Consider the following 24155-nt stretch of genomic DNA (forward strand, 5'->3'; position numbering starts at 1 on the left):
GTCCCGGACCCACCCTATCCAGCCCCGGGTACGGCGAAGGGCCCCCGTCCGCAGAACGGACGGGGGCCCTTCACTGTCGTGTGGCGACGGGTGGAGTACTTGAGGGATCAGTGGTGGCCGTGGCCGCTCGTGATCTCCTTGTACTCCTCGACGGTCGGCTTCGGAATCTGGGACTCCTCGCCGTAGAAGCCCTTGCTGAGCTTCGCGCGCAGCTTCTCGCCGGCCTTCACCTTGCGCCGGACGCCGTTCTCGTCGACCTCCGGGCCGAGCTCGAGCGGCCGGGGCTGCTCGTGCGCGGTGAGGGTGTACAGCTGCTCCTGGCTGAGCGGCTCGTGCACCTCGATGAACTCACCGTGCGGCAGGCGCTTGATGATGCCCGACTCGCGGCCGTGCAGCACCTTCTCCTTGTCCCGGCGCTGCAGACCGAGGCAGATGCGCTTGGTGATGACGAACGCCACGACCGGGGCGACGAAGAACGCGATCCGGACGAACCAGGTGATGGCGTTGATCGACAGGTGGAAGTGCGTGGCCCAGATGTCGTTGCCGCCGCCGATGAGGAGCACGAAGTACAGCGTCATCCAGGCGACACCGAACGCCGTGCGCGTCGGGGCGTTGCGCGGGCGGTCCAGGATGTGGTGCTCGCGCTTGTCGCCGGTGACCCAGGACTCGATGAACGGCCACACCGCGATGGCCGCCAGGACCAGCGGGAAGATCATCAGCGGGATGAACACACCCAGGACGAGCGTGTGACCCCAGAAGTTGATCTCCCAGCCCGGCATGACACGGATCAGGCCCTCGGAGAAGCCCATGTACCAGTCCGGCTGGGCACCGGTGGAGACCATGTCCGGCCGGTAGGGGCCGATGGCCCAGATCGGGTTGATCGTGGCGATCGCCGCGACGGCCGCGAGCACACCGAAGACCAGGAAGAAGAAGCCTCCGGCCTTGGCCATGTACACCGGCAGCAGCGGCATGCCGACCACGTTCTTGTTGGTCTTTCCGGGGCCCGCGAACTGCGTGTGCTTGTGGTAGAAGACCAGGATCAGGTGCGCCACCACGAGGCCGAGCATGATGCCCGGCAGCAGCAGGACGTGGATCGAGAAGAACCGGGCCACGAAGTCGTCGCCGGGGAACTCGCCGCCGAAGAGGAAGAACGAGATGTACGTGCCGACGATCGGCACGGACAGGATCGCGCCCTCCATGAAGCGGATACCGGTGCCGGAGAGCAGGTCGTCCGGGAGCGAGTAGCCGGTGAAACCGGTGAACATGCCCAGGACGAGCAGCAGGAAGCCGAACAGCCAGTTGATCTCACGCGGCTTGCGGAACGCGCCGGTGAAGAACACGCGCATCATGTGCACGAACATGCCGGCCACGAAGATCAGCGCGGCCCAGTGGTGGATCTGCCGGATGAGCAGACCGCCACGGACGTCGAAGCTGATGTCCAGCGTCGACTTGTAGGCCTCACTCATCAGCTGGCCCTGCAGCGGGACGTAGCTGCCGTGGTACTCCACCTCGTTCATCGACGGGTGGAAGAACAGCGTCAGGTACACACCCGTGAGGATGATGATGATGAAGCTGTACAGGCAGATCTCACCCAGCATGAACGACCAGTGGTCGGGGAAGATCTTGCGCATGTTGGCCTTGGCCAGGGAGTAGATCCCCAGCCTGCCGTCCGCCCAGTCGGCGACCCGCTCACCGGCCGGTGCCTTCCCGCGCGAGCGGGAATCGGTGCTGGTCGTAGTACTCATCCGCGCTCCCAGAAAGCAGGGCCGACGGGCTCTTCGAAGTCGCCGAGCGCTTCGAGGTAACCCTCGTCGTTCACGCCGATGCGCAGCTGCGGCAGCGGGTGACCGGCGGGACCGAAGATCACCTTGGCGCCGTCGGAGAGGTCGAAGGTGGACTGGTGGCAGGGGCACAGCGCGTGGTGCGTCTGCTGCTCGTACAGGGAGATCGGGCAACCGACGTGGGTGCAGATCTTCGAGTAGGCAAGGATGCCCTCGTGCGACCACTCGAGCGAGCGCCTGTCCTTGATGTCGTCCGGCTGGATGCGGACCAGCATCAGGGCGGCCTTGGCGATCTCGGTCTGGAACCCGTGGTCGTGCTCCTCCAGGCCTTCGGGCTTGGCGAAGGTCAGCGAACCCACGATCAGGTCCGACGGGCGCAGCGGCTCGTTGGTGTTCATGTTGACGAGCAGCTTGCCCTTGCCCCACAGGGTGTGGCGCAGCTTGTCCTCGGGCAGCGGCCCGAGGTCGCGCAGCAGCACCACACCGGAGAGCGGGAACAGCGCCAGCGCGCCGAACATGGTGTTGCGGATCAGCTTCCGGCGGCCGATCACCGACTCCTTGGCGCCCTGGCGGAAGTCGTCCATGACCTTCGCCCGGAGCTCGGGAGAGGCCTCGATCGGGTGACGTTCGTCGGTCAGCTCGTGGTCCGACATCAGCGTGCGGGCCCAGTGGACCGCGCCGGCGCCGATGCAGAACAGGGCCAGGCCGAGCGTCATGCCCAGCGCGAAGTTCAGCGCGCTGATGTGGCCGAGCGGCCAGATGTAGACCGACTTGTCGACCGGGATGGCCACGTACGAGGCGATGAAGCCGACGGTGGCCAGCATCGACACGGTGAACAGCAGGGCCACCATGCGCTCGGACCGTTTGGCGGCCCGCTCGTCGATGTCCTGGATCCGCGGCTCGTGCGGCGGCAGGCCGGGGTCGGCGAACGGGTTCTGCTCGTTGGCGAGCTTCACCGCTCCGTGGCCGGTCTCCTGCGCTGCGGGCAGGTTCTCTTCGGGAATGTCTTGGCTACTCATGACTTCTTGGCCTTTGCGGTCCGAGCGGCGACCCAGACGGCGACCGCGATCAGGGCGCCCAGTCCGAAGACCCAGGCGAACAGACCCTCGGAGACGGGGCCGAGGCCTCCCAGCGACAGGCCGCCGGGGCTCTCGGTGTCCTCGCCGTTGACCGCGTTCAGGTACGCGATGACGTCCTTCTTGTTCTGCTCCGACAGCGTGGTGTCGGGGAAGGAGGGCATGTTCTGCGGGCCGGTGAGCATGGCCTCGTAGATGTGCTTCGGCGAGACGCCGTCCAGGCTCGGGGCGTACTTGCCGTGCGTGAGCGCACCGCCCTTGCCGGTGAAGTTGTGGCACTGCGCGCAGTTGTTGCGGAACAGCTCACCGCCCTTGGCGGCGTCGGCACCCTCGGGGCCGTACTGCGCCTCCGTCGGGATGGCCGGGCCGGCGCCCAGGGAGGCGATGTACGCCGCCAGCTGGTCGATCTCGGCCTGGCTGTAGATGTTCCTCTTGCGCGGGACCTGCGCGCTCTGCGAGGTGGCGGCCGGCATGCGGCCGGTGCTCACCTGGAAGTCGACCGCCGCGGCGCCCACGCCCACCAGGCTGGGGCCGTCGGACGTGCCCTGGCCACCGGTGCCGTGGCAGCTGGCGCAGCCGACCGTGTAGAGCTTCTGGCCCTCCTTGATCGTGAGGGACTGGGCGGTTTCGTCGGCCTGCGCCTTGTCCGCGGGTGCGAACACGGCGTACAGCCCCCCGGTGCATGCCAGCGCGAGGAGTAGGACGACGAGCGCCGCCAGCGGATGGCGTCGTCGTGCGGAGAGCTTTTTCACGGATTACCCCGGTGTCAGGATCTTCTGCGTCGATGCTTCTGTTGGGTGCGCTGTGTCCAGCGCGCGCGGATGAGGGCCCGCCTACTTGATCATGTAGATCGTGGCGAAGAGGCCGATCCAGACGACATCGACGAAGTGCCAGTAGTAGGACACGACGATGGCCGCGGTCGCCTGTTCGTGGGTGAACCTCCGGGCCGCGTAGGTCCGGCCCAGGACCAGCAGGAAGGCGATCAGGCCGCCCGTCACGTGCAGGCCGTGGAAGCCGGTGGTCAGGTAGAAGGCCGAGCCGTACGCGTCGGAGGAGAGGGACAGGCCCTCGTGCTTGACCAGCTCGGTGTACTCGAAGACCTGGCCGCCGATGAACACCGCGCCCATGATGAAGGTGACGATGAACCACATCCGGAGCTTCTTCACATCACCGCGCTCGGCGGCGAAGACGCCGAGCTGGCAGGTGAGCGAGGAGAGCACCAGGATCGTGGTGTTCGTCGCCGAGAACGGGAAGTTCAGCAGGTCGGCCTTCTCCGACCAGAATTCCGGTCCCGTCACCGATCGCAGGGTGAAGTACATCGCGAAGAGGGCCGCGAAGAACATCAGCTCGGAACTCAGCCAGATGATGGTTCCGACGCTGGTGAGGTTCGGTCGGTTGACCGACGGGTGCGCGTGCCCGGTGTCTACTGTCGTTGCTGTCGCCACGCCGACATTATGTCGGTCGCTTATCCCGCCCTCACTCCCGGGGGTGCCGTTCGGTGTGTTCGCCCCTCCTGGACTGCCCGTATGGCCCATGGAAGCCCCCTTCGAAGCCGTGTCCGAACCAGTGTTGACGGGCGGTCCGAGGGGGTAGCATCCGCGCCATCGGTACCCGAGGGTCCCGACCGAGCCGTGCCCTCTCTCTTACGCGTGGAGGAACAATGCAGGCGACCGCCACGGTGCTGGTCTACAGCGACGACGCCAACACCCGGGAGCAGGTGCGGCTCGCCACCGGGCGGCGCCCGGCGCCGGACGTGCCCCTGGTGGAGTTCGTCGAGTGCGCGACGCCGGCGGCCGTGCTCAAGGAGCTGGACCGCGGCGGCATCGACGTGTGCGTGCTGGACGGCGAGGCCGTTCCGATGGGCGGCATGGGGATGTGCCGCCAGATCAAGGACGAGATCTACAACTGCCCGCCGGTGCTGCTGCTGATCGGGCGGCCGCAGGACGCCTGGCTGGCGACCTGGAGCCGCGCGGAGGCCGCGGTGACGCTTCCGGTGGAGCCGGTGGAGTTCGCGTCCGCCCTGGCCTCGCTGCTGCGGCGGAAGGCGCTGGCGGGCGCCTGAGCCACCCTGCCGCGGCGGGGCGGTGCCCCGCCGCGGTCCTGTGACGCCTCCCGCGGGCCTCATACGGTCGCGGGACGCAGGCGCGCCGCCTCCCCGGTGTCGGGCGCCGTCCCGCCGGCTGTCAGGGCGCTGCCGGCGCGCCACTTGTCCCAGTCCAGGTTCCAGTCGCCGAAGCCGTTGCCGAACGGCTCCATCGTGTCGCCCTCGGAGTTCACGACCTCGACGAGGTCGCCCTGACGGAAGGTGTCGAAGAACCACTCGGCGTCGGCGGTGCTCATGCCCACGCAGCCGTGGCTGACGTTGGCGTGGCCCTGGGAGCCGACGGACCACGGGGCGGCGTGCACGTACTCGCCGCTCCAGGTCACCCGGGTGGCGAAGTGCACGTCCAGGTCGTACGACTCGGACGAGCCCTCGGCGATGCCCACGGTGGTGCTGCGCATGCGTACGAAGCGTTCCTTGGCGAGCACCACCTTGACGCCGTTGCGGGTCTCGAAGCCGGGCTTGCCGGTGGTGACGGGGATCTGCTTGATCTCCTCGTCGTTCTTGAAGACCGTCAGCCGGTGCGTGGCCGCGTCGGTGAGGGCTATCACCCGGTCGCCGGTGCGGATCGTCAGCGGCTTCGCCGCGCCGCCCCTGAGCCGGTCCCCGATCCTGATGCCCTCCAGGTTGCTGCGCACCTGGACGGTGGCCTGGGCGGGCCAGTAGTCCTTGGGACGGAAGTGCAGCTTCTTGTCGTCGACCCAGTGCCAGGCGCCGGTCACGGCGGGCGTGGAGTCGACCTTCAGGCCGCGTTCCACGACGGCCCGCTGGGCCCGGTCCTTGACCGGCTCGCTGAGTTCCGCGACGAGCGGCTGGCCGACGCCGTACGTGCCCGCCTCGGGGCCGAAGGTGACGCCCAGCCGCTTGGCGGTGCCCGGCTTGCCCGTCGTGAAGGTGAGGACCTTGCGGCCCGGCGCGCCGTCCTCGTCCTCGGTGCTCACGCGGACCGTGTACTGGACGTCGGCGGCCAGCGGGGTGGTGCTGTGCCAGCGGCTGCCGTCGGCGGCCAGTTCGCCCGCCAGACGGCGTCCGGCGGCGTCCACGGCGATGACGTCCGTGATACGCCCGTCGGAGTCCTCGGCGACGATCTCGAGGGGCTTGTCGGGGTCGGCGGGCTTGCCCTCTTCGAGGGAGCCGCTGAAGGAGATCTGGTCCGCCGCGTCGTACGGCTCGGCGGACAGCGGGCTGCCGTCGGAGGAGCAGCCGGTGACGCCCGCGCCGAGGGCCGTCACCAGCAGCGTGCAGCCGATGAGGCGGCCCCGGCGGGCCCGGGGGCCCCGGCGGCCGGTCCGGGGGGACTCTGTGTCTCTCATGGCCTCACGCTAGGAAGCCGGGGCCGCACCGGCTCACCGGGGCGGCCCGAACGGGTGAGGCGGATGCGGCAAAAACGGGAGCCCGGACCCTCCTGACGGAGTGTCCGGGCTCCCGGGTGCCTGGCGGCGTGCTACTGGGTGCGGTTCTCACCGCGGTAGTACTCGAAGACCCAGCCCCACAGGCCGATCAGCAGGATCGGCGCCGAGAAGTACATCAGCCACCAGCCGATCGCCACGCCCATGAAGGCCAGGGCGCCGCCCACGGCCAGGGCCAGCGGCTGCCAGCTGTGCGGGCTGAAGAACCCGACCTCGCCGGCGTCGTCGGCGACGTCCGCCTCCTTGTTGTCCTGGGCACCCACGTCGACCCGCCGGGCCGTGAAGCCCAGGTAGAAGCCGATCATGATGCTCAGGCCGAAGGCCAGGACGAGGGCGGTGGTGCCGACCGGCTCCTTCGACCAGAGGCCGTAGACCACGGCGATGGCCAGGAAGAAGACACTCAGCCAGACGAACATCTTGCCCTGGATCTTCACTTGCCGGCCTCCTTGCCGCCGGAGAGGGCCTTCTCGCCGTGACCGGCGTTCTCGAGCTCGTCGAGCGCGGCGATCTCCGGGTGGTGCAGGTCGAACGCCGGGGATTCGCTGCGGATCCGCGGCAGGGTGAGGAAGTTGTGCCGGGGCGGCGGGCAGGAGGTCGCCCACTCGAGGGAACGGCCGTAGCCCCACGGGTCGTCGACCTCGACCGGCTTGCCGTACTTGGCCGTCTTCCAGACGTTGTAGAAGAACGGCAGCAGCGACATGCCGAGCAGGAACGAGGCGATCGTCGAGACCGTGTTCAGGGCCGTGAAGCCGTCCGCGGCGAGGTAGTCCGCGTACCGGCGCGGCATGCCCTCGACACCCAGCCAGTGCTGGACCAGGAAGGTGCCGTGGAAGCCGATGAACAGCGTCCAGAAGGTGATCTTGCCGAGCCGCTCGTCGAGCATCTTGCCGGTGAACTTCGGCCACCAGAAGTGGAATCCGGCGAACATCGCGAACACCACGGTGCCGAACACCACGTAGTGGAAGTGCGCCACCACGAAGTACGAGTCGGAGACGTGGAAGTCCAGCGGCGGCGAGGCCAGGATGACGCCGGTCAGACCGCCGAAGGTGAACGTGATGAGGAAGCCCAGCGTCCACAGCATCGGTGTCTCGAAGGACAGGCTGCCCTTCCACATGGTGCCGATCCAGTTGAAGAACTTCACACCGGTCGGGACCGCGATCAGGAAGGTCATGAAGGAGAAGAACGGCAGCAGCACACCGCCCGTGACGTACATGTGGTGCGCCCACACCGTCACCGACAGACCCGCGATCGCGATGGTCGCGCCGATGAGGCCCATGTAGCCGAACATCGGCTTGCGGGAGAACACCGGGATGATCTCGGAGACGATGCCGAAGAACGGCAGCGCGATGATGTACACCTCTGGGTGACCGAAGAACCAGAAGAGGTGTTGCCAGAGCAACGCCCCGCCGTTCGTCGAGTCGAAGATGTGTGCCCCGAACTTGCGGTCCGCCTCCAGGGCGAACAGCGCGGCGGCCAGCACCGGGAAGGCGAGCAGCACCAGCACACCGGTGAGCAGCACGTTCCAGGTGAAGATCGGCATGCGGAACATCGTCATGCCGGGAGCGCGCATGCAGATGATCGTGGTGATGAAGTTGACCGAGCCGAGGATCGTGCCGAAGCCGGAGAAGGCCAGACCCATGATCCACAGGTCGGCGCCCAGGCCCGGCGAGCGGACCGCGTCCGACAGCGGCGAGTAGGCGAACCAGCCGAAGCCGGCGGCGCCGTCGGGCGTGAGGAAACCGCCGATCGCGACGAGCGAGCCGAACAGGTAGAGCCAGTAGGCGAACATGTTCAGCCGCGGGAACGCCACGTCGGGCGCGCCGATCTGCAGCGGCATGATCCAGTTCGCGAAACCGGCGAACAGCGGCGTCGCGAACATCAGCAGCATGATCGTGCCGTGCATCGTGAACGCCTGGTTGAACTGCTCGTTCGACACGATCTGCAGGCCCGGGCGGGCCAGCTCGGCGCGCATCACCAGGGCGAGCACGCCACCGATGACGAAGAACGCGAACGACGTCGCCAGGTACAGCGTGCCGATCGTCTTGTGGTCCGTGGTGGTCAGCCACTTGACCACCACGTTGCCACGGCTCTGGCGCCTGACCGGCAGTTCGTCCTCGTAGTGGGACCCTGCTGCCGCGGCACCCTGGGGTTCGTTGAGGATGCTCACAGGATGTTCGACTCCCGGTTCTTCTCAGGGCCGGACTGCTCGATGCCCGCGGGCACGTAGCCGGTCTGCCCCTTCTTCGCGAGGTCCTTCAGGTGCTGCTCGTACCGCTCGGGGGAGACGACCTTCACGTTGAACAGCATCCGGGAGTGGTCGACGCCGCAGAGTTCGGCGCACTTGCCCAGGAAGGTGCCCTCACGGTTGGGGGTCACCTCGAAGGCGTTGGTGTGGCCCGGGATGACGTCCTGCTTCATCAGGAACGGCACCACCCAGAAGGAGTGGATGACGTCACGCGAGGTCAGCACGAAGCGGACCCGCTTGCCCTCGGGCAGCCACAGGGTGGGGCCCGGGTTGTTGGTCTGCGGGTTCCGGGTTCCGGGGATGCCGCAGTCGTAGACACCGCCGGCGTCGGCCGGGAAGGCCTCCTTGTAGCGGTCCGGAATCGGGTCGAGTTCCTTGGACGTCTTGGCGTCGCCCGTGGAACCCTCGACGTTCTCGACGTAGTTGAAGCACCAGCTCCACTGGAAGCCGACCACGTTCAACGTGACGTCGGGCTTCTTGTCGAGCTTCAGCAGCTCGGATTCGTCGCGCGCGGTGAAGTAGAAGAACACCGAGACGATGATGAGGGGGACCACCGTGTACAGCGCCTCGATGGGCATGTTGTACCGGGTCTGCGGAGGTACTTCGACCTTGGTGCGGCTGCGCCGGTGGAAGAAAGCACTCCACAGGATCAGGCCCCACACCAGCACGCCGACGGCGAGCGCGGCCGCCCAGGACCCCTGCCACAGGGAGAGGATCCTCGGGGCCTCTTCCGTGGTGGGGGTGGGCATGCCGAGGCGGGGGAAGTCCTCCCATGTGCAACCGGTGGCGGTCGCCAGGACCAGGCCCGCGGTCAGTGCCTGCAGCAGCTTCCGCCGCATCGGGCGCCGCGGCTTGGGGGTACCGCCCACGCCTTCCAGGCCGTGGGGGAGGTCGGAGCCGTTGGGACTCACGTAGCGCCTTCCCGAGAGTCTCGCCCGCGCTGTTCGGCTGCGGCCTGGCCTTCTCGCTGGTCGGTCGCCGCCCTGCGTCGGGCAGGGGTTTGGATGTTTATGCGGACCAAACCCTAGCCGACGCTCTCCGAGGGGTCGCGGGGAGGGGTGCCGTACGCGCCGCGGGTTACGTCGAGCGCCTCATCATCCGGGGGTACGGGCGTCGTGGCGGCTGCGGCGTCGTCGTGGTCGATCGCGCAGTTCCCCGCGCCCCTGAGGGGGTTAGCGTTGCCGTGTGTCCTACTTCGATGCTGCTTCCGGTGCTCCTCTTCATCCCGTCGCCCGTCAGGCGTTGATGGCCTCTCTGGACGAAGGGTGGGCGGATCCCGCGCGGTTGTACAAGGAGGGGCGGCGGGCGCGGCTGTTGCTGGACGCGGCGCGGGAGGCCGCCGCGGAGGCGGTGGGCTGCCGCCCGGACGAGCTGGTGTTCACGCCGTCCGGCACCGCGGCCGTGCACGCGGGGATCGCGGGCGCGCTGGCGGGCAGGCGGCGCACCGGGCATCACCTGATCGTGTCGGCGGTCGAACACTCTTCTGTACTCCATGCGGCGGAAGTTCACCGGGCGGGCGGCGGCACGGTCACCGAGGTCCCGGTGGACCGTTCGGGTGCCGTGAGCCCGTCCGGGTACGCGCGGGCGCTGCGGGAGGACACCGCACTGGCCTGTCTGCAGTCCGCCAACCACGAGGTGGGCACGGTCCAGCCGGTGGCCGCCACGGCGGAGGCGTGCCGGGCGGCGGGGGTGCCGCTGCTGGTGGACGCGGCCCAGTCGCTGGGCTGGGGACGCGTGGAGGGCGACTGGTCGCTGCTGGCGGCGAGCGCCCACAAGTGGGGCGGACCGTCGGGGGTCGGGCTGCTGGTGGTGCGCAAGGGTGTGCGCTTCGCGCCCCAGGGTCCGCACGACGAGCGGGAGTCGGGGCGGGCGGCCGGGTTCGAGAACCTGCCGGCGATCGTGGCCGCGGCGGCGTCGCTGCGGGCGGTGCGGGCGGAGGCGGCCGGGGAGGCGGCCCGGCTGCGGGAGCTGACGGAGCGGATCCGGGTACGGGTGCCGGGCGTGGTGCCGGACGTCGAGGTGGTCGGTGACCCGGAGCGGCGGCTGCCGGGCGTCGTCACCTTCTCCTGTCTCTATGTCGACGGGGAGACGGTGCTGCACGAGCTGGACCGGGCCGGCTTCTCGGTGTCGTCCGGCTCCTCCTGCACCAGCAGCACCCTGACACCGAGCCATGTGCTGAAGGCGATGGGGGTGCTCAGCGAGGGCAATGTGCGCGTCTCGCTGCCGCCGGGCACGAAGGAGGAGGACGTCGAGCGCTTCCTCACCGTGCTGCCGGAGGTGGTGGCCGGGGTGCGGGAGAAGCTCGGCGCGCCGGTGTCCCGGACGGACGTGGTGACCGAGGAGCGGGACGAGGCGCTGGTGGTGGACGCGCTGGGACGCCGCTGCCCCATTCCGGTGATCGAGCTGGCCAAGGTGATCGGCGAGGTGCCGGTGGGCGGCCTGGTGCGGGTCCTCGCGGACGACGAGGCGGCCCGGCTGGACATTCCGGCGTGGTGCGAGATGCGCGGGCAGGAGTACGTCGGTGAGCAGCCGGCGGACCGGGGCGCGGCCTATGTGGTCCGCCGGCTGTCCTGACCCGGGTCAGCTCAGGTGCTGACGCACCTCGTTCGCGGCGTCGTCGCCGTAGGCCTTGGTGAAGCGCTCCATGAAGTGGCCGCGGCGCAGCTGGTACTCCTGGGTGCCGACGGTCTCGATGACGAGCGTCGCCAGCATGCAGCCGACCTGCGCGGCGCGCTCCAGCGGGACGCCCCAGGCCAGGCCGGACAGGAAGCCCGCGCGGAAGGCGTCACCGACGCCGGTGGGGTCGGCCTTGCGCTCCTCGTCGGGGCACGCGACCTCGATCGCCGGCTCGCCGGCCCGCTCGATGCGCACGCCGCGGGCGCCGAGGGTGGTGACCCGGTGGCCGACCTTGGCGAGGATCTCCTCGTCGCTCCAGCCGGTCTTGGTCTCGATGAGCCCCTTCTCGTACTCGTTGGAGAAGAGGTAGGTCGCCCCTTCCAGCAGTATCCGGATCTCCTCGCCGCTCATCCGGGCGATCTGCTGGGAGAAGTCGGCGGCGAACGGGATGCCGCGGGAACGGCACTCCTCGGTGTGCCGCAGCATCGCCTCGGGGTCGTCGGCGCCGACGGACACCAGGTCGAGGCCGCCCACGCGGTCGGCGACGGTCTTCAGCTCGATCAGCCGCGCCTCGCTCATCGCGCCCGTGTAGAAGGAGCCGATCTGGTTGTGGTCGGCGTCCGTGGTGCACACGAAGCGGGCGGTGTGCAGCGTGTCGGAGATGCGGACCGAGTCGGTGTCGACGCCGTGCCGCTCCAGCCAGGCACGGTACTCGTCGAAGTCGAAGCCGGCGGAGCCGACCAGGATCGGGCGGGTGCCCAGCTGGCCCATGCCGAAGGCGATGTTCGCGCCCACCCCGCCGCGTCGCACGTCGAGGTTGTCGACCAGGAAGGACAGCGAGACCGTGTGCAGCTGGTCCGCGACGAGCTGGTCGGCGAACCGGCCGGGGAAGGTCATGAGGTGGTCGGTGGCGATGGAGCCGGTGACTGCGATGCGCACGGCGTGGATTCTCCTGAGGGAGGCGGTTTGACACTTCACGCTACCGGGTGTGAACGGCCCGTAGAAGCAGCCGAAACTACCCGATAGTAGCTCTTTCTTCGCAACCTCCGGCGTGCGTACGGTGCCGACATGACGAACATCAAGGTCCACAGCACCGCTCCGGCCGACCTCGAGGGCGACCTGACCTCGCTGCGCGGCGACTGCGCCCGGATGGTCCCGCACTGGTCGGTCCCCGAGCGGGCGGCGGCACGGCCGGTGTCCCCCTCCCTCATCCACGGCGTGAGCGTGCCGTCCACGTCCGCGCGGCTGCTCGACGCCATGTCGGACTACGGCGACTGAGCGGGCGCGGGGAACCGCGCGCTCCCCCACTGCGTCCCATCGCTGTCCCCCGTAGAGGGGATGTGGGATACGAACCCTCGGCGACCCCGGTGCGACCGGGCAGGGTCCGCATGGGACAGCTGTGCAGGCGAAGGAGCGATGCGGTGAACACCGAGCGACCCGACCACGACGACGAGCCGCGCCCCGCCCCGGGCGACGCGCCCGACACCGGGGGCGCACCGCAGGAGCGCGAGCCGGGGCGGGCGCGGGCGGACGCACCGGATCGCGGTGCCTCCGCGTCCGCGCCCTCCGACGGTCCCGCGGACGCTTCCGCCGCCTCCGAGGCCGGGGGGACCGAGACGGTCACCGCGGGCGCGGGCGCGAGTGAGGCCCGGCCTTCCGAGGCGGAGGCCCCCGGCCCGGCAGCCGCGGAATCCGCCGCGAGCGACGGGGAGCCGTCGGCCGGTCCCGAGAAGTCCGGCCGGCCCGGCGCGAGCGCCGCAGGCCCCGGCGCGAGCGCCGACAGGGCGGAGGAACCGGCCGCGGGCGAGGAGCCCGGCGCGACGGCCACGGGCGAGGCCCAGACATCCCACGCGCCCGGGGCCGGCTCCGCCGGGGCCGAGGCCGGCGACGACGAACCCGTGGTCGGGGGGTCGCACGACGCGCACGGCCGCTCCGGCGCCCCCGCCGGCCGGCGCCGGTCGCCCGTGCTCGTCGCCTCCGTCGCCGCCGCCGTGCTCCTGGTCGGAGGGGGTGGAGCGTACCTCGCGGCCGGTGCCGGTGAGGACAAGGGGGCCGGTACGACTCCCGGGGCGAACGGTGACCCCACTCCCCCGCCGCTCGCCCTGGACGGCTTCTCCGAGAGCGGCCCGAACGGCATCGCACCGGGCGAGCCCAACCCCTACGGCGCCACCTACCGCGCCGACGGCACGCTTCCCGAGGGCCCGGACACGGCGCCGGTGTACCACGCGCGGGGTCAGGTGACCGAGGACAAGGTGGTCGCGCTGGCGAAGGCGCTGGGCATGCAGGGCCGGCCGGTGGCCGAGGGCGCCTCGTGGCGGATCGGCGGCCAGGACGGCTCCGGACCGACCCTGCGCGTCGACAAACAGGCCCCCGGCACCTGGACGTTCAGCCGGAACATCCCCGGCGGCGACAACTGCAAGGGCGCCACCTGCAAGGCACCGTCCGGCACCGGCGGTCCCGCGGTGAGCGAGGCCGCCGCGAAGAAGGCCGCCGCGCCCGTGCTCAAGGCCGTGGGCCAGGACGAGGCCAAGCTGGACGCGAGCCAGCTGCTGGACGGCAGGCGCGTGGTGAACGCCGACCCGGTGGTCGGCGGGCTGCCGACGTACGGCTGGACGACCGGGGTGGTCGTCGGCGCCGGCGGTGAGGTGGTCGGCGGCAGCGGCCGGCTCGCGGAGCCGGTGAAGGGGGACACCTACCCCGTGGTGAGCGCCGACGAGGCGCTGGCCTCGATGAACGGTGCTCCCGGCGCCGGTGACCGGGTGGAGATCGGCGGCTGCGCCACCCCCGTACCGCTGGAGGACGGGCAGCAGCGGGAGGAGCCGTGCGCCCCGGCGACGAAGCCGGCCGGTGACACCGTCTCGGTCGACGACGCGGTGTTCGGGCTGGCCGCGCACTCGGTGGACGGGCGGCCCGCGCTGGTGCCGTCCTGGCTGTTCGAGGTGCGGCCGGCGGGTTCGGACAGTCCGTTCACCGTGACGCACCCCGCGGTCGCGCCCTCGTTCCTCGCCTCGCCGACCGGGTCCGGGGAGCAGCCGGGCGAGCGTCCCTCGCGGCCGGGTGACGAGCCGACGTCGGCGCCGGCCACCAGGGACGTCGCGGTGGAGGGCTACACCGCCGAGGGCGACGAGCTCACGGTGACCTTCTCCGGCGGCGTGTGCGCCGACTACGCGGCGACGGCGAGCGAGAGCGGCGGCCGGGTCACGGTGAAGGTGACGGAGACGCCCTGGCCGGACAAGGTGTGCATCATGATCGCCAGGCAGTACCAGCAGACGGTGCGGCTGGACGCGCCGCTCGGCGACCGCAAGGTCGTGGACGCGCGGGGCGAGGCGGTGCCGCTGCACAAGGAGGGCGCCCGCCTGCCTGCGCCCCGCACCCGCTGACCGCCGGGCGCGTACGACGAAGGCGGCGGCTCCCGTGTCCACGGGGCCGCCGCCTTCGTCATGTTCCGGAGCGATACTCCGGGCCGAGCGGTCCGCTCAGCTGAAGGAGTCGCCGCAGGCGCAGGAGCCGGTGGCGTTCGGGTTGTCGATCGTGAAGCCCTGCTTCTCGATGGTGTCGACGAAGTCGATGGTGGCGCCGCCCAGGTACGGGGCGCTCATGCGGTCGGTGACGACCTTCACACCGCCGAAGTCCTTCACCACGTCGCCGTCGAGCGAGCGCTCGTCGAAGAAGAGCTGGTAGCGCAGGCCGGAGCAGCCGCCGGGCTGGACGGCGACGCGCAGGGCGAGGTCGTCACGGCCTTCCTGGTCGAGCAGGGCCTTGACCTTGGACGCGGCGGCGTCGGTCAGGACGATGCCGTCGGTGACGGTGGTGGTCTCGTCCGATACGGACATCTACATCTCTCCCGGGTTGTACGGAGACTGCTTGCCGACGGTTGCAACCGGCGGGACCGCGGATTCATTCCGGGCCGGGCGCGTGATTTCCTCGCCTCGCTCTTCATGCTCGCACACGCCGTGCGGAGCGGAAACCGTCCCTTGTCGGGCCTGACGGGAATGAACGGGCGGCCGCCTAGATTCACGTCACATGGACGCTATCGCCATCGTCAAAGTGACGTGAACCGGTTATGATAGATAGCGTCATTTCGACGAGAAGTCGCCAGAACAGAAAGGGTGCGTGTCGTGACCACCGCCCAGACCCCGGAGCTCGACGTCCAGCCGACGCCCCTCGCCCTGCTGCTCCTCGGCCGTGAGGCCGACCCGAGGAGCGAGCGCGGTGTGGAGTGTCCCGGCGACCTCCCCTCGCCGTCCGACCCGGACCTCGTGGAGCGCGCCCGCGCGGCCAAGGAGAAGCTCGGGGACAAGGTCTTCGTCCTCGGCCACCACTACCAGCGTGACGAGGTCATCCAGTTCGCCGACGTCACGGGCGACTCCTTCAAGCTGGCGCGGGACGCGGCCGCGCGCCCGCAGGCCGAGTACATCGTCTTCTGCGGTGTGCACTTCATGGCCGAGTCCGCCGACATCCTCACCGGCGACGACCAGAAGGTGGTCCTGCCGGACCTCGCGGCCGGCTGCTCCATGGCCGACATGGCCACCGCCGAGCAGGTGGCCGAGTGCTGGGACGTGCTGACCGAGGCCGGGGTGGCCGAGCAGGTCGTCCCCGTCTCGTACATGAACTCCTCCGCCGACATCAAGGCCTTCACCGGCAAGCACGGCGGCACGATCTGCACCTCGTCCAACGCGAAGCGGGCTCTGGACTGGGCGTTCGAGCAGGGCGAGAAGGTCCTCTTCCTCCCCGACCAGCACCTGGGCCGCAACACGGCGGTGCGTGACATGGGGATGTCGCTGGACGACTGCGTCGTCTACAACCCGCACAAGCCGAACGGCGGTCTGACCGCCGAGGAGCTGCGCGCCGCGAAGATGATCCTGTGGCGCGGCCACTGCTCGGTGCACGGCCGGTTCAGCCTGGACTCGGTGAACGAGGTCCGCGAGCGCATCCCGGGCGTCAACGTCCTGGTGCACCCCGAGTGCCGTCACGAGGTCGTGGCGGCGGCGGATTACGTGGGCTCGACCGAGTACATCATCAAGACGCTGGAGGCGGCCCCGGCCGGTTCCAAGTGGGCCATCGGCACCGAGCTGAACCTGGTCCGCCGCCTGGCGAACCGTTTCGCTTCCGAGGACAAGGAGATCGTGTTCCTCGACCGCACGGTCTGCTTCTGCTCGACGATGAACCGCATCGACCTCCCCCACCTGGTGTGGGCCCTGGAGTCCCTCGCCGAGGGCACCCTGGTCAACCGCATCGAGGTGGACAAGGAGACGGAGGCGTTCGCCAAGCTCGCCCTGGAGCGCATGCTGGCGCTGCCGTAGCCGGCCACCCCGCCCTCACCCCGGCACGGGCTCCCGGTCGGGGTGGGCGGGGTCCAGCGAGAACAGATCGCCCTCGAACGTGCTGACGACCAGGGCGCCGTCGTGCAGCAGCACCTGCGCCGACTCCCGGCCCAGGTTCTCCGCCCGTCGGGCACGCGGCAGGGTCTCCCACAGTGGGGTTCCCTTCGTGGCGTCGAGGGCGGCGACCCGGCCGCTGGCGGTGGAAAGGTAGACCACGCGGGCCCGCGGATCGTGGGTGACGCCGGAGGGCTGCTCCAGGCTGGTCCGGGTGGTCCACAGCCGGGCGCCGGTCCGGGCCGACACCGCGGTGAGCCGGCCGGAGGACGAGGCGCACCACAGGACGCCGTCCGCGAGCGTCACGTCTCCTTCGAGCTCGTGCGCGAGCCGGGTCGTGGTGGAGCGGCCCGTGCCGGTGTCGACCAGCCGGATGCGCGTGTACGCGTCCCTCTCCTCGTCCTCGGACCGGTCGAGCAGGAGGACGCGCCCGTCGAACGATCCGAGGGGCACGGAGCCGTAGGGCGCCTCGGCGGTGTGCGCCGTGCCGTCGGTTCCGTCCAGGGTCAGGAGCACCCGGTTCTTCGCGGGCGCCTGGGCGGGCCCGCACAGCAGGAGGGCGTCGGCTCGGGAGCTCGCCCAGTCGCAGTACTGCCCTTCCGGCAGCGCGGCCGTCCAGCGCTCGGCGCCGGTGCGTGCCGAGCGGGCGACGAGCGTCCGGCCGCTGTCGTCGTCCGGGACGACCACGAGATCGCCGTGGAGGTGAGCGCGGGCCTGACCGGCATTCAGGCCGCGGTGCCACAGGCGCTTTCCGGTGCGCGCGTCGAGGGCGCTGACCGAGGTCCGGATCCCTCCGTCCTGGCTGGGGAGGTACTGCTGCTCGACCACCACCGTGCCGTCCACGACCCCGAGCACCGAAAAGCCGAACCCGCCCTTTCCTTGGGCGGACGGCACCCCGTCGGCGCGCCAGACGACCTGCCCGGTGGACGCGTCGATCCGCAGGGGCAGTGTCCCGTCGCCCGCGCAGAACACGGCGTTCCCGTCCGCCGCACACCGCGGGGCGGAGAAGCCGCCCAGCCCGGCCACGTCGGACGCCCGCCTCACCCCGCTCGCTGCTGTTGCCTCCACCGTCGTCTGCCACGGCCGCCATCCGTCCGGTGGGGCGGCCCACCGCGAGGACGCGGCGACGTCCGTGCCCTCCCGGCGGCCGTCGTCCCCGGGGCCGGAGAGGACGTAGGCCGTCAGCCCGAGGGCGAGCGCGACGGCGGTCCCGGCCACGGCCCACCGTCTGCGGGCACGGCGCCGACGGCGGGCGGGCGGCTCCGAGGCGGACAGGGCGTCCGAGCCGGTGCCGGGGGTTCCGGCGGGCTGTGTCCGTACGAGGGCCAGCTCGCCGGTGCGCAGCCGGACCGTGGCGCCCTCCTCGTCGCCGGTCCCCGGCAGCGCGGCCATGAACCCGGTTGCCAGGGAGCCCGGTCCCGGCCGCTCCCCGGGGTCCTTGGCCAGGCAGCGCTCCAGCACCGGGCGCAGGGGGTCCGGAACGTCGTCCAGGACCGGGTCGTCGTGGACCACCCGGTACGCCGTCAGATAGGGGCTGTCCGCGTCGAAGGGGCCGCGGCCTGTGGCGGCGAAGACGATCAGGGCGCCAAGGGAGAACACGTCGGAGGCCGGGCCCACCGAGCGGGCGTCGGTCAGCTGCTCCGGGGACATGAACGGCGGGGTGCCGATCATCTGGCCGGTCTCGGTGAGGGTGTTGTGGTTCTCGACCGCGCGCGAGATGCCGAAGTCGATGACCCGGGGGCCGTCGTCGGCCATCAGCACGTTGGCGGGCTTGAGGTCGCGGTGGACGACCCCGGCGCGATGGATGTCCCGCAGCGCCTCCACCAGGCCGAGCGCCAGCCGCCGCAACTCGGTGCGGTTCAGCGGGCCCTCGTCGCGGATCCGCGCGGCGAGCGAGGGGCCGGGCACGTACTGGGTGGCCATCCAGGGGCGTTCGGCGTCCGGGTCGGCGTCCACGACGGGCGCAGTGAAGACGCCGCTCACCTTGCGGACGGCGGCGATCTCCTGGCGGAAACGGGTCCGGAAGACGGGGTCCTCGGCGTACTGGGCGTGCACCACCTTCACGGCGACCTCGCGGCCGGACCGCGATCTGCCCCGGTAGACGGCGCCCATGCCGCCGGCGCCGAGCCGGTCCAGCAGCCGGTAACCACCGACCGACTTCGGGTCGTCCTTGCGCAGCGGCACCCCGAGCCCCTCCCCCGTGAGCCAGTTCGAGGCCCCAGCATAGGGAACGGCGAAACGGTGACGGCCGGTTCCCGAACCGGTTGTTCCGGTTCGGGAACCGGCCGTCACGCGTCACGCGGTCAGACGGACGCGGGCCGCGTCTCGTCGGAGGAGGCGTCCGGCGCGTGCGGCGCCGGCTGCTCGGGCAGGCCCGCCTTCCCGGCCCGCTTCGCCGCGCGCTTCTTCGCGCGGCGCTCCTTGCGGAGCTCCAGCATCGCGTAGAGCGTCGGGACGAGGAGCAGGGTGAGCAGGGTCGACGTGATCAGACCGCCGATCACCACGACCGCGAGCGGCTGGGCGATGAAGCCGCCCTCGCCGGTGACGCCGAGCGCCATCGGGAGCAGGGCGAAGACGGTCGCCAGGGCCGTCATCAGGATCGGCCGCAGTCGGTGCCGGCCGCCCTCCAGCACGGCCTCGACCACGCCGTAACCCTGCTTGCGGTACTGGTTGATCAGGTCGATCAGCACGATCGCGTTGGTGACCACGATGCCGATCAGCATCAGCATGCCGATCATCGCCGGGACGCCCATCGGGGTGCCGGTGATCAGCAGCAGGCCGATCGCGCCGGTCGCCGCGAACGGGATGGACACCAGCAGGATCAGCGGCTGGGCCAGCGACCGGAAGGTGCCGACCAGCAGCATGAAGACGATCGCGATCGCGGCCAGCATGGCCAGACCCAGGTTGACGAACGCCTCGTCCTGGTCCTCGGTCACGCCGCCGATCTCGGCCGTCGCGCCCGCGGGCAGCGTCAGCTCGTTGATCTTCGTCTGGAGCTTCGTGCCCACGGCGCCCGTGTTGTCACCGACCGGGCGGGCGGTCACGGTGGCCGAACGCTGGCCGTCGATCCGGGTCATGGAGACCGGACCGTCCACCACCTGCACGGTCGCGATGTCACCGAGCTTCACCGCGCCGAGGCGCAGCTCGCGCAGCTGGTCCACGGTCGTCGCGGGCCGCGCCGAGCGGATCACGACGTCGCGCTCGGCGTCGTCGAGGACCGCCTTGCCGACCGGGGTGCCCTTCACCGACTGGGCGACGGCCATCCCGAGGGTCTGGGCGTCGAAGCCGGCCGCGGCGGCCTTGTCGTTGGGCTTCACCGAGATGCGGGGCACGCTCTGCGCGAGGTCGCTGGTGACGTCCGTGACGTCGTCCAGCGAGGCCACCGCGTCGCGCACCTGGTCGGCCGCCTTGCGCAGCACCTGCGCGTCGGCGGCCTTGACCACCACGCTCAGGTCCTGGCTGCCGAAGCCGTCGCCGGCCGCCACGGTGGTGGTGCCGATGCCGTCGAGCTCGCCGAGGCCCTTCTCCAGGCTGTCCCGCACGTCCTCGGAGGACGCGGAGTCCTCCAGCATCACCTGGTAGCTCGCCTGGTTGGTGTCCGTGCCGCCGCCGAAGGCGGCCATGAAGCCGGACGAGCCGACCGTCACCTGGTAGTCCCGCACGCCCTCGGTGTCGTCGAGCAGCCGCTCGACCTTCTTGGCCTGGGCGTCGGTGGCGGCCAGGCTGGTGCCGGGCTTCAGCTTCTGCTGGACGGTGAGGACCTGCTGCTCGCCCGCGTCGAAGAAGTTGGTCTTCAGCAGCGGCGCCATGGCGAAGGTGGCGATCAGCACGACCACGGCGATGGCCACGCTGGCCAGCCGGCGCCGGGTCGCGAACCGCAGCACGCTCACGTAGGTGCGCTGCAGGCGGCTCCTGGCCTCCTTCTCCTCCGCCAGCCGGCGGGCCTGTTCGGCGTCCTCCGGGGTGTCCTTCGGGGGGCGCAGGAACCAGTACGACAGCACCGGGACGACCGTCAGCGACACCAGCAGGGACGCCAGCAGCGCGGCGGTGACGGTGAGACTGAAGGAGCCGAACAGCTCGCCCACCATGCCGCCGACCAGGCCGATCGGCAGGAACACGGCGACCGTGGTGAGCGTGGCGGAGGTGACCGCGCCGGCCACCTCGCGCACCGCGTTCATGATGGCCGTCTGGCGTTCCTCGCCGTAGCCGAGGTGCCGCTTGATGTTCTCCAGGACGACGATGGAGTCGTCCACGACGCGGCCGATGGCGATGGTCAGGGCGCCGAGCGTCAGCATGTTCAGGGACAGGTCGCGGGTCCACAGCACGATCAGCGCGAGCACCACCGACAGCGGGATGGACACCGCGGTGACGAGCGTGGAGCGGACCGACGCGAGGAAGACCAGGATCACCAGCACGGCGAAGAGCAGGCCGAGCGCGCCCTCGACGGTCAGGCCCTCGATGGCCTTGGAGACCGCGGGGCCCTGGTCGCTGACCACGGTGAGGGTGGCGCCGTCGCCGAGGTCCTCGCGCAGCTCGGGCAGCTTGTCCTCGACGGCCTTGGAGATGGCGACCGCGCTGCCGTCGTGGTCCATGGTGGCCATCACGGCGAGGCTCGGCCTGCCGTTGGTGCGGGTGAGGGAGTCGGAGCCCGCCTCCTCCTGACGCACGGTGGCGACGTCACCGAGGCGGACGGGCTTGCCCGCGCCGGGCGCGGCGGTGACCATCAGGTCCTGGATCTGGCGCACCGAGGTGAGGCCGCCGCCCACCTGGACGGTGCGGTTGGCGCCGTTCTCGTCGAAGGAGCCCGCCGGTACGGTCGCCCCGCCGGCCTGCAGGGCCTGCGCTATCGACTGGGTGCTCAGGCCCGCCCGGGCGAGCTTCGCGGCGTCGGGGACGACGGTGACCTGGAGGTCGCGTACGCCGTCCACCAGGACCTGGCCGACGCCGTCGATGCCCTTCAGCGCGGGTACCACCGTGCGGTCCAGCTGGTCGGCGAGCGCCTGCTGGTCCTGGTCGGAGGTGACGGCGAGCACCACGGTCGGGATGTCGTCCGTGGAGCCGGCGACGACCTGCGGGTCCACCCCGGTCGGCAGCCGGGGGCCGGCCCGGTTCACGGCCTGCTGCACATCGGCGACGAGCTGCTGCGTGTTGTTGCCGAAGTCGAAGGACGCCATGATCACGGCGTTGCCCTCGCTCGCCTTCGAGGTGACGCCGGAGATGCCGTCGACGGCCTCCAGGCTGTCCTCGATGGGCTCGACGACCTGCTTCTCGACCACGTCCGGCGAGGCGCCCTGGTAGGGCGCGATCACGGAGACCATGGGCAGTTCGATGGTGGGCAGGAGCTGCTGCTTCAGCTGTGGAATCGCGATCGCCCCGAAGACGAGCGCGATGATCGACATCAGTCCGATCAGCGCCCGTTGCGCGAGGCTGAATCTGGACAGCCAGGACATGGGTCAGGGTCTCTTTTCCGTCGAGCGGCGAAAGTCCGGCAGGGGGCGCGCGCACAGTGGGCGGCCCGCTCTACACCCTGAGCCATCGCGGGGGCCGATCCGTAGACCCGAGGTCCAATCTCTCCGGGGGCTCGTACTCCCGCCGCAGTACGCCCGCCCGGGCTCAGTCCACCCTTGGACGGACCAGCCCGGACTCGTAGGCGATCACCACGAGCTGCGCCCGGTCGCGGGCGCCCAGCTTGGCCATCGCGCGGTTGACGTGCGTCTTCACGGTGAGCGGGCTGACCTCGAGGCGTTCGGCGATCTCGTCGTTGGAGTGGCCGCCGGCGACCTGGACGAGCACCTCCCGCTCGCGCACGGTGAGCGAGCCGAGGCGCTCGGCGCGATCGGGGTCGCTGTCGGGGCCGGAGGGGCCTTCCTGGGCGAGGAAGCGGGCGATCAGGCCCTTGGTGGCCACCGGGGACAGCAGTGCCTCGCCCCCGGCGGCGATGCGGACCGCGCCGAGCATCTCGCCGGGTTCGGAGCCCTTGCCGAGGAAACCGGAGGCGCCGGCCCGCAGCGACTGCACGACGTAGTCGTCGACCTCGAAGGTCGTCAGTATCACCACCCGCACCCCGGAGAGCGCGGGGTCGGCGCTGATCTCGCGGGTGGCGGCGAGCCCGTCGGTGCCGGGCATGCGGATGTCCATGAGGACGACGTCGGGGAGGTGCTCGCGCGCCAGCCGGACCGCCTCCGCGCCGTCGGACGCCTCGCCCACCACCTCCATGTCCGGCTCGGAGTCGACGAGTACCCGGAAGGCGCTGCGCAGCAGGGCCTGGTCGTCGGCGAGCAGGACACGGATCGTCATGCGGTCTCCAGCGGTGCGTCGGTCACGGGCGGCCGCCCGGGGCGGTGGAGGTGCGGGGCTCGACGGGCAGGATCGCATGCACGCGGAAGCCGCCGCCGTAGCGGGGGCCGGTGGTCAGGGTGCCGCGCAGGGCGGTGACGCGTTCCCGCATCCCGAGCAGGCCGTGCCCGCCGCCGGGAGTGTGCTCGTGGCCCCCGTCGCTGCCGTCGTCGAGCACGGTGACCTCGATGTGCGGTCCGATGCGTACGACGCTGACCTCGGCCCGCGCGCCGGTCCCGGCGTGCCGCTGCACGTTGGTCAGCGCCTCCTGGATGATCCGGTACGCGGCCAGGTCCACGGCGGCGGGCAGTTCGGTGCCCTGGTCGGCGCGGGCCACCTCGACGCGCAGGCCGGCGTTGCGGAAGGTGCCGGCGAGTTCGTCGAGGCGGTCGAGACCGGGGGCCGGCTCGGTGGGGGCCTCCGGGTCGCCGGACTGGCGCAGCAGGCCGACGGTGGCGCGCAGTTCGCCGAGCGCGTGCCGGCTGGCCTCGCGGACGTGGGCGAGGGCCTCCTTGGCCTGGTCGGGCCGCTTGTCCATGACGTGGGCGGCGACCCCGGCCTGGACGTTGACCAGGGCGATGTGATGGGCCACCACGTCGTGCAGGTCGCGGGCGATGCGCAGCCGCTCCTCGGCGACCCGGCGGCGGGCCTCCTCCTCCCGGGTGCGTTCGGCCCGTTCGGCGCGCTCGCGGATGGCCTGGACGAAGGCGCGGCGGCTGCGCACGGCGTCCCCGGCGGTGGCGCCGATGCCGGTCCAGGCGAAGATCGCCAGGTTCTCCTGGGCGTACCAGGGCAGGGGTCCCGCGGCCATCGCGGTGCCGGTCAGGACGGTCATGGTGAGCAGGCCGAACCGCCAGGTGGTGGGGCGGTCGGTGGTGGCGGCGACGGTGTAGAGGGCGATCACCGCGCACATGGCGACGGGCGCGCGGGGGTCGCCGGTGACGGACTCGACGACGGAGAGACCGCCGGCCACGCCCAGCACCGTGCGGGGGGCGCGGCGCCGGAAGACGAGCGCGGCGGCGGCGAGCGTCATCAGGACCAGGCTGAGCGGGTCGGGGGTGCGCAGACCCCAGCGGACCCCCTCGGGGTCGTGCGGGTCGACGAACGACCCCGCGACCATGCACAGCAGGACGCCGACGGCCAGCGCCGCGTCCACTGCGGTGGGGTGGGCCCGCGCCCTGCACCGGGCGCGCGTCAGGGTGCTCACGGCTGC

General features: G+C 71.0%; 19 protein-coding genes. 5 read left to right on the forward strand and 14 right to left on the reverse strand.

Annotated elements, in window-relative coordinates; all coding sequences use genetic code 11:
- Positions 1 to 107 precede the first annotated feature (107 nt).
- The 4 genes from qcrB to ctaE all read right to left on the reverse strand — a co-directional run bounded on the left by qcrB (position 108) and on the right by ctaE (position 4302).
- The gene (gene qcrB / locus B100_RS0101025) at positions 108 to 1745 is read right to left on the reverse strand and encodes a cytochrome bc1 complex cytochrome b subunit (RefSeq protein WP_024882616.1); all 1638 of its coding nucleotides are present in this window, start codon (positions 1743 to 1745) and stop codon (positions 108 to 110) included.
- Positions 1742 to 2800: a cytochrome bc1 complex Rieske iron-sulfur subunit gene (gene qcrA / locus B100_RS0101030; RefSeq protein WP_024882617.1), complete on the reverse strand. Its 1059-nt coding sequence runs from the start codon at positions 2798 to 2800 to the stop codon at positions 1742 to 1744. Before qcrA ends, qcrB begins: the two co-directional genes overlap by 4 nt.
- Complete coding sequence (gene qcrC / locus B100_RS0101035) at positions 2797 to 3609, reverse strand: cytochrome bc1 complex diheme cytochrome c subunit (protein ID WP_024882618.1); 813 nt, start codon at positions 3607 to 3609, stop codon at positions 2797 to 2799. The genes qcrA and qcrC overlap by 4 nt, the downstream gene beginning before the upstream one ends.
- 81 nt (positions 3610 to 3690) lie before the next feature.
- Positions 3691 to 4302, reverse strand: a complete 612-nt coding sequence (gene ctaE / locus B100_RS0101040) for an aa3-type cytochrome oxidase subunit III (RefSeq protein WP_024882619.1) — start codon at positions 4300 to 4302, stop codon at positions 3691 to 3693.
- A 215-nt stretch (positions 4303 to 4517) separates the two neighbouring features.
- Here ctaE and B100_RS0101045 point away from each other — a divergent pair, with 215 nt between their 5' ends.
- Positions 4518 to 4919 (forward strand): response regulator, encoded by a 402-nt coding sequence (locus tag B100_RS0101045; RefSeq protein WP_024882620.1) that lies wholly within the window; start codon positions 4518 to 4520, stop codon positions 4917 to 4919.
- Positions 4920 to 4978: 59 nt separating this feature from the next.
- Here the strand turns inward: B100_RS0101045 and B100_RS0101050 are convergent, their stop codons facing one another.
- The 4 genes from B100_RS0101050 to ctaC all read right to left on the reverse strand — a co-directional run bounded on the left by B100_RS0101050 (position 4979) and on the right by ctaC (position 9523).
- Entirely contained in the window at positions 4979 to 6271 is a 1293-nt protein-coding gene (locus tag B100_RS0101050) for an Ig-like domain-containing protein (protein WP_024882621.1), read from the reverse strand.
- Between the two features lie 131 nt (positions 6272 to 6402).
- A complete protein-coding gene (locus B100_RS0101055; RefSeq protein WP_024882622.1) occupies positions 6403 to 6801 on the reverse strand; it encodes a cytochrome c oxidase subunit 4 in 399 nt (132 codons plus the stop codon).
- The gene (gene ctaD / locus B100_RS0101060; RefSeq protein ID WP_024882623.1) at positions 6798 to 8534 is read right to left on the reverse strand and encodes an aa3-type cytochrome oxidase subunit I; all 1737 of its coding nucleotides are present in this window, start codon (positions 8532 to 8534) and stop codon (positions 6798 to 6800) included. The genes B100_RS0101055 and ctaD overlap by 4 nt, the downstream gene beginning before the upstream one ends.
- Positions 8531 to 9523 carry an aa3-type cytochrome oxidase subunit II gene (ctaC, locus tag B100_RS0101065; protein WP_024882624.1) on the reverse strand — a complete coding sequence of 331 codons (993 nt, stop codon included), beginning with the start codon at positions 9521 to 9523 and terminating at the stop codon, positions 8531 to 8533. The genes ctaD and ctaC overlap by 4 nt, the downstream gene beginning before the upstream one ends.
- A gap of 274 nt (positions 9524 to 9797) precedes the next feature.
- On the opposite strand from ctaC, the gene B100_RS0101070 reads away from it, so the two are divergent.
- On the forward strand, positions 9798 to 11186 hold the full coding sequence (locus B100_RS0101070) for a cysteine desulfurase/sulfurtransferase TusA family protein (RefSeq protein WP_024882625.1): 1389 nt from the start codon (positions 9798 to 9800) through the stop codon (positions 11184 to 11186).
- 6 nt (positions 11187 to 11192) lie between these two features.
- On the opposite strand, the gene B100_RS0101075 is transcribed toward B100_RS0101070, so the two are convergent.
- Positions 11193 to 12167 carry a carbohydrate kinase family protein gene (locus B100_RS0101075; RefSeq protein WP_024882626.1) on the reverse strand — a complete coding sequence of 325 codons (975 nt, stop codon included), beginning with the start codon at positions 12165 to 12167 and terminating at the stop codon, positions 11193 to 11195.
- 129 nt (positions 12168 to 12296) lie between these two features.
- Here B100_RS0101075 and B100_RS0101080 point away from each other — a divergent pair, with 129 nt between their 5' ends.
- Positions 12297 to 12506 carry a hypothetical protein gene (locus B100_RS0101080; protein ID WP_024882627.1) on the forward strand — a complete coding sequence of 70 codons (210 nt, stop codon included), beginning with the start codon at positions 12297 to 12299 and terminating at the stop codon, positions 12504 to 12506.
- A 143-nt stretch (positions 12507 to 12649) separates the two neighbouring features.
- The gene (locus tag B100_RS0101085) at positions 12650 to 14608 is read left to right on the forward strand and encodes a hypothetical protein (RefSeq protein ID WP_024882628.1); all 1959 of its coding nucleotides are present in this window, start codon (positions 12650 to 12652) and stop codon (positions 14606 to 14608) included.
- Between the two features lie 96 nt (positions 14609 to 14704).
- Here the strand turns inward: B100_RS0101085 and erpA are convergent, their stop codons facing one another.
- A complete protein-coding gene (gene erpA / locus B100_RS0101090) occupies positions 14705 to 15061 on the reverse strand; it encodes an iron-sulfur cluster insertion protein ErpA (protein WP_019522019.1) in 357 nt (118 codons plus the stop codon).
- A 285-nt stretch (positions 15062 to 15346) separates the two neighbouring features.
- Here erpA and nadA point away from each other — a divergent pair, with 285 nt between their 5' ends.
- Entirely contained in the window at positions 15347 to 16531 is a 1185-nt protein-coding gene (nadA, locus tag B100_RS0101095) for a quinolinate synthase NadA (RefSeq protein ID WP_024882629.1), read from the forward strand.
- A gap of 15 nt (positions 16532 to 16546) precedes the next feature.
- Here nadA and B100_RS0101100 read toward each other — a convergent pair whose 3' ends face one another.
- From B100_RS0101100 to B100_RS0101115, 4 genes are all read right to left on the reverse strand, one after another.
- Entirely contained in the window at positions 16547 to 18790 is a 2244-nt protein-coding gene (locus tag B100_RS0101100; protein ID WP_024882630.1) for a serine/threonine-protein kinase, read from the reverse strand.
- Positions 18791 to 18909: 119 nt separating this feature from the next.
- On the reverse strand, positions 18910 to 22056 hold the full coding sequence (locus B100_RS0101105; protein ID WP_024882631.1) for an efflux RND transporter permease subunit: 3147 nt from the start codon (positions 22054 to 22056) through the stop codon (positions 18910 to 18912).
- A 163-nt stretch (positions 22057 to 22219) separates the two neighbouring features.
- Entirely contained in the window at positions 22220 to 22903 is a 684-nt protein-coding gene (locus tag B100_RS0101110) for a response regulator transcription factor (RefSeq protein ID WP_024882632.1), read from the reverse strand.
- Between the two features lie 22 nt (positions 22904 to 22925).
- The gene (locus B100_RS0101115) at positions 22926 to 24149 is read right to left on the reverse strand and encodes a histidine kinase (protein ID WP_024882633.1); all 1224 of its coding nucleotides are present in this window, start codon (positions 24147 to 24149) and stop codon (positions 22926 to 22928) included.
- Between the last annotated feature and the right edge of the window lie 6 nt (positions 24150 to 24155).

The sequence above is a fragment of the Streptomyces sp. CNH189 genome (assembly GCF_000527195.1).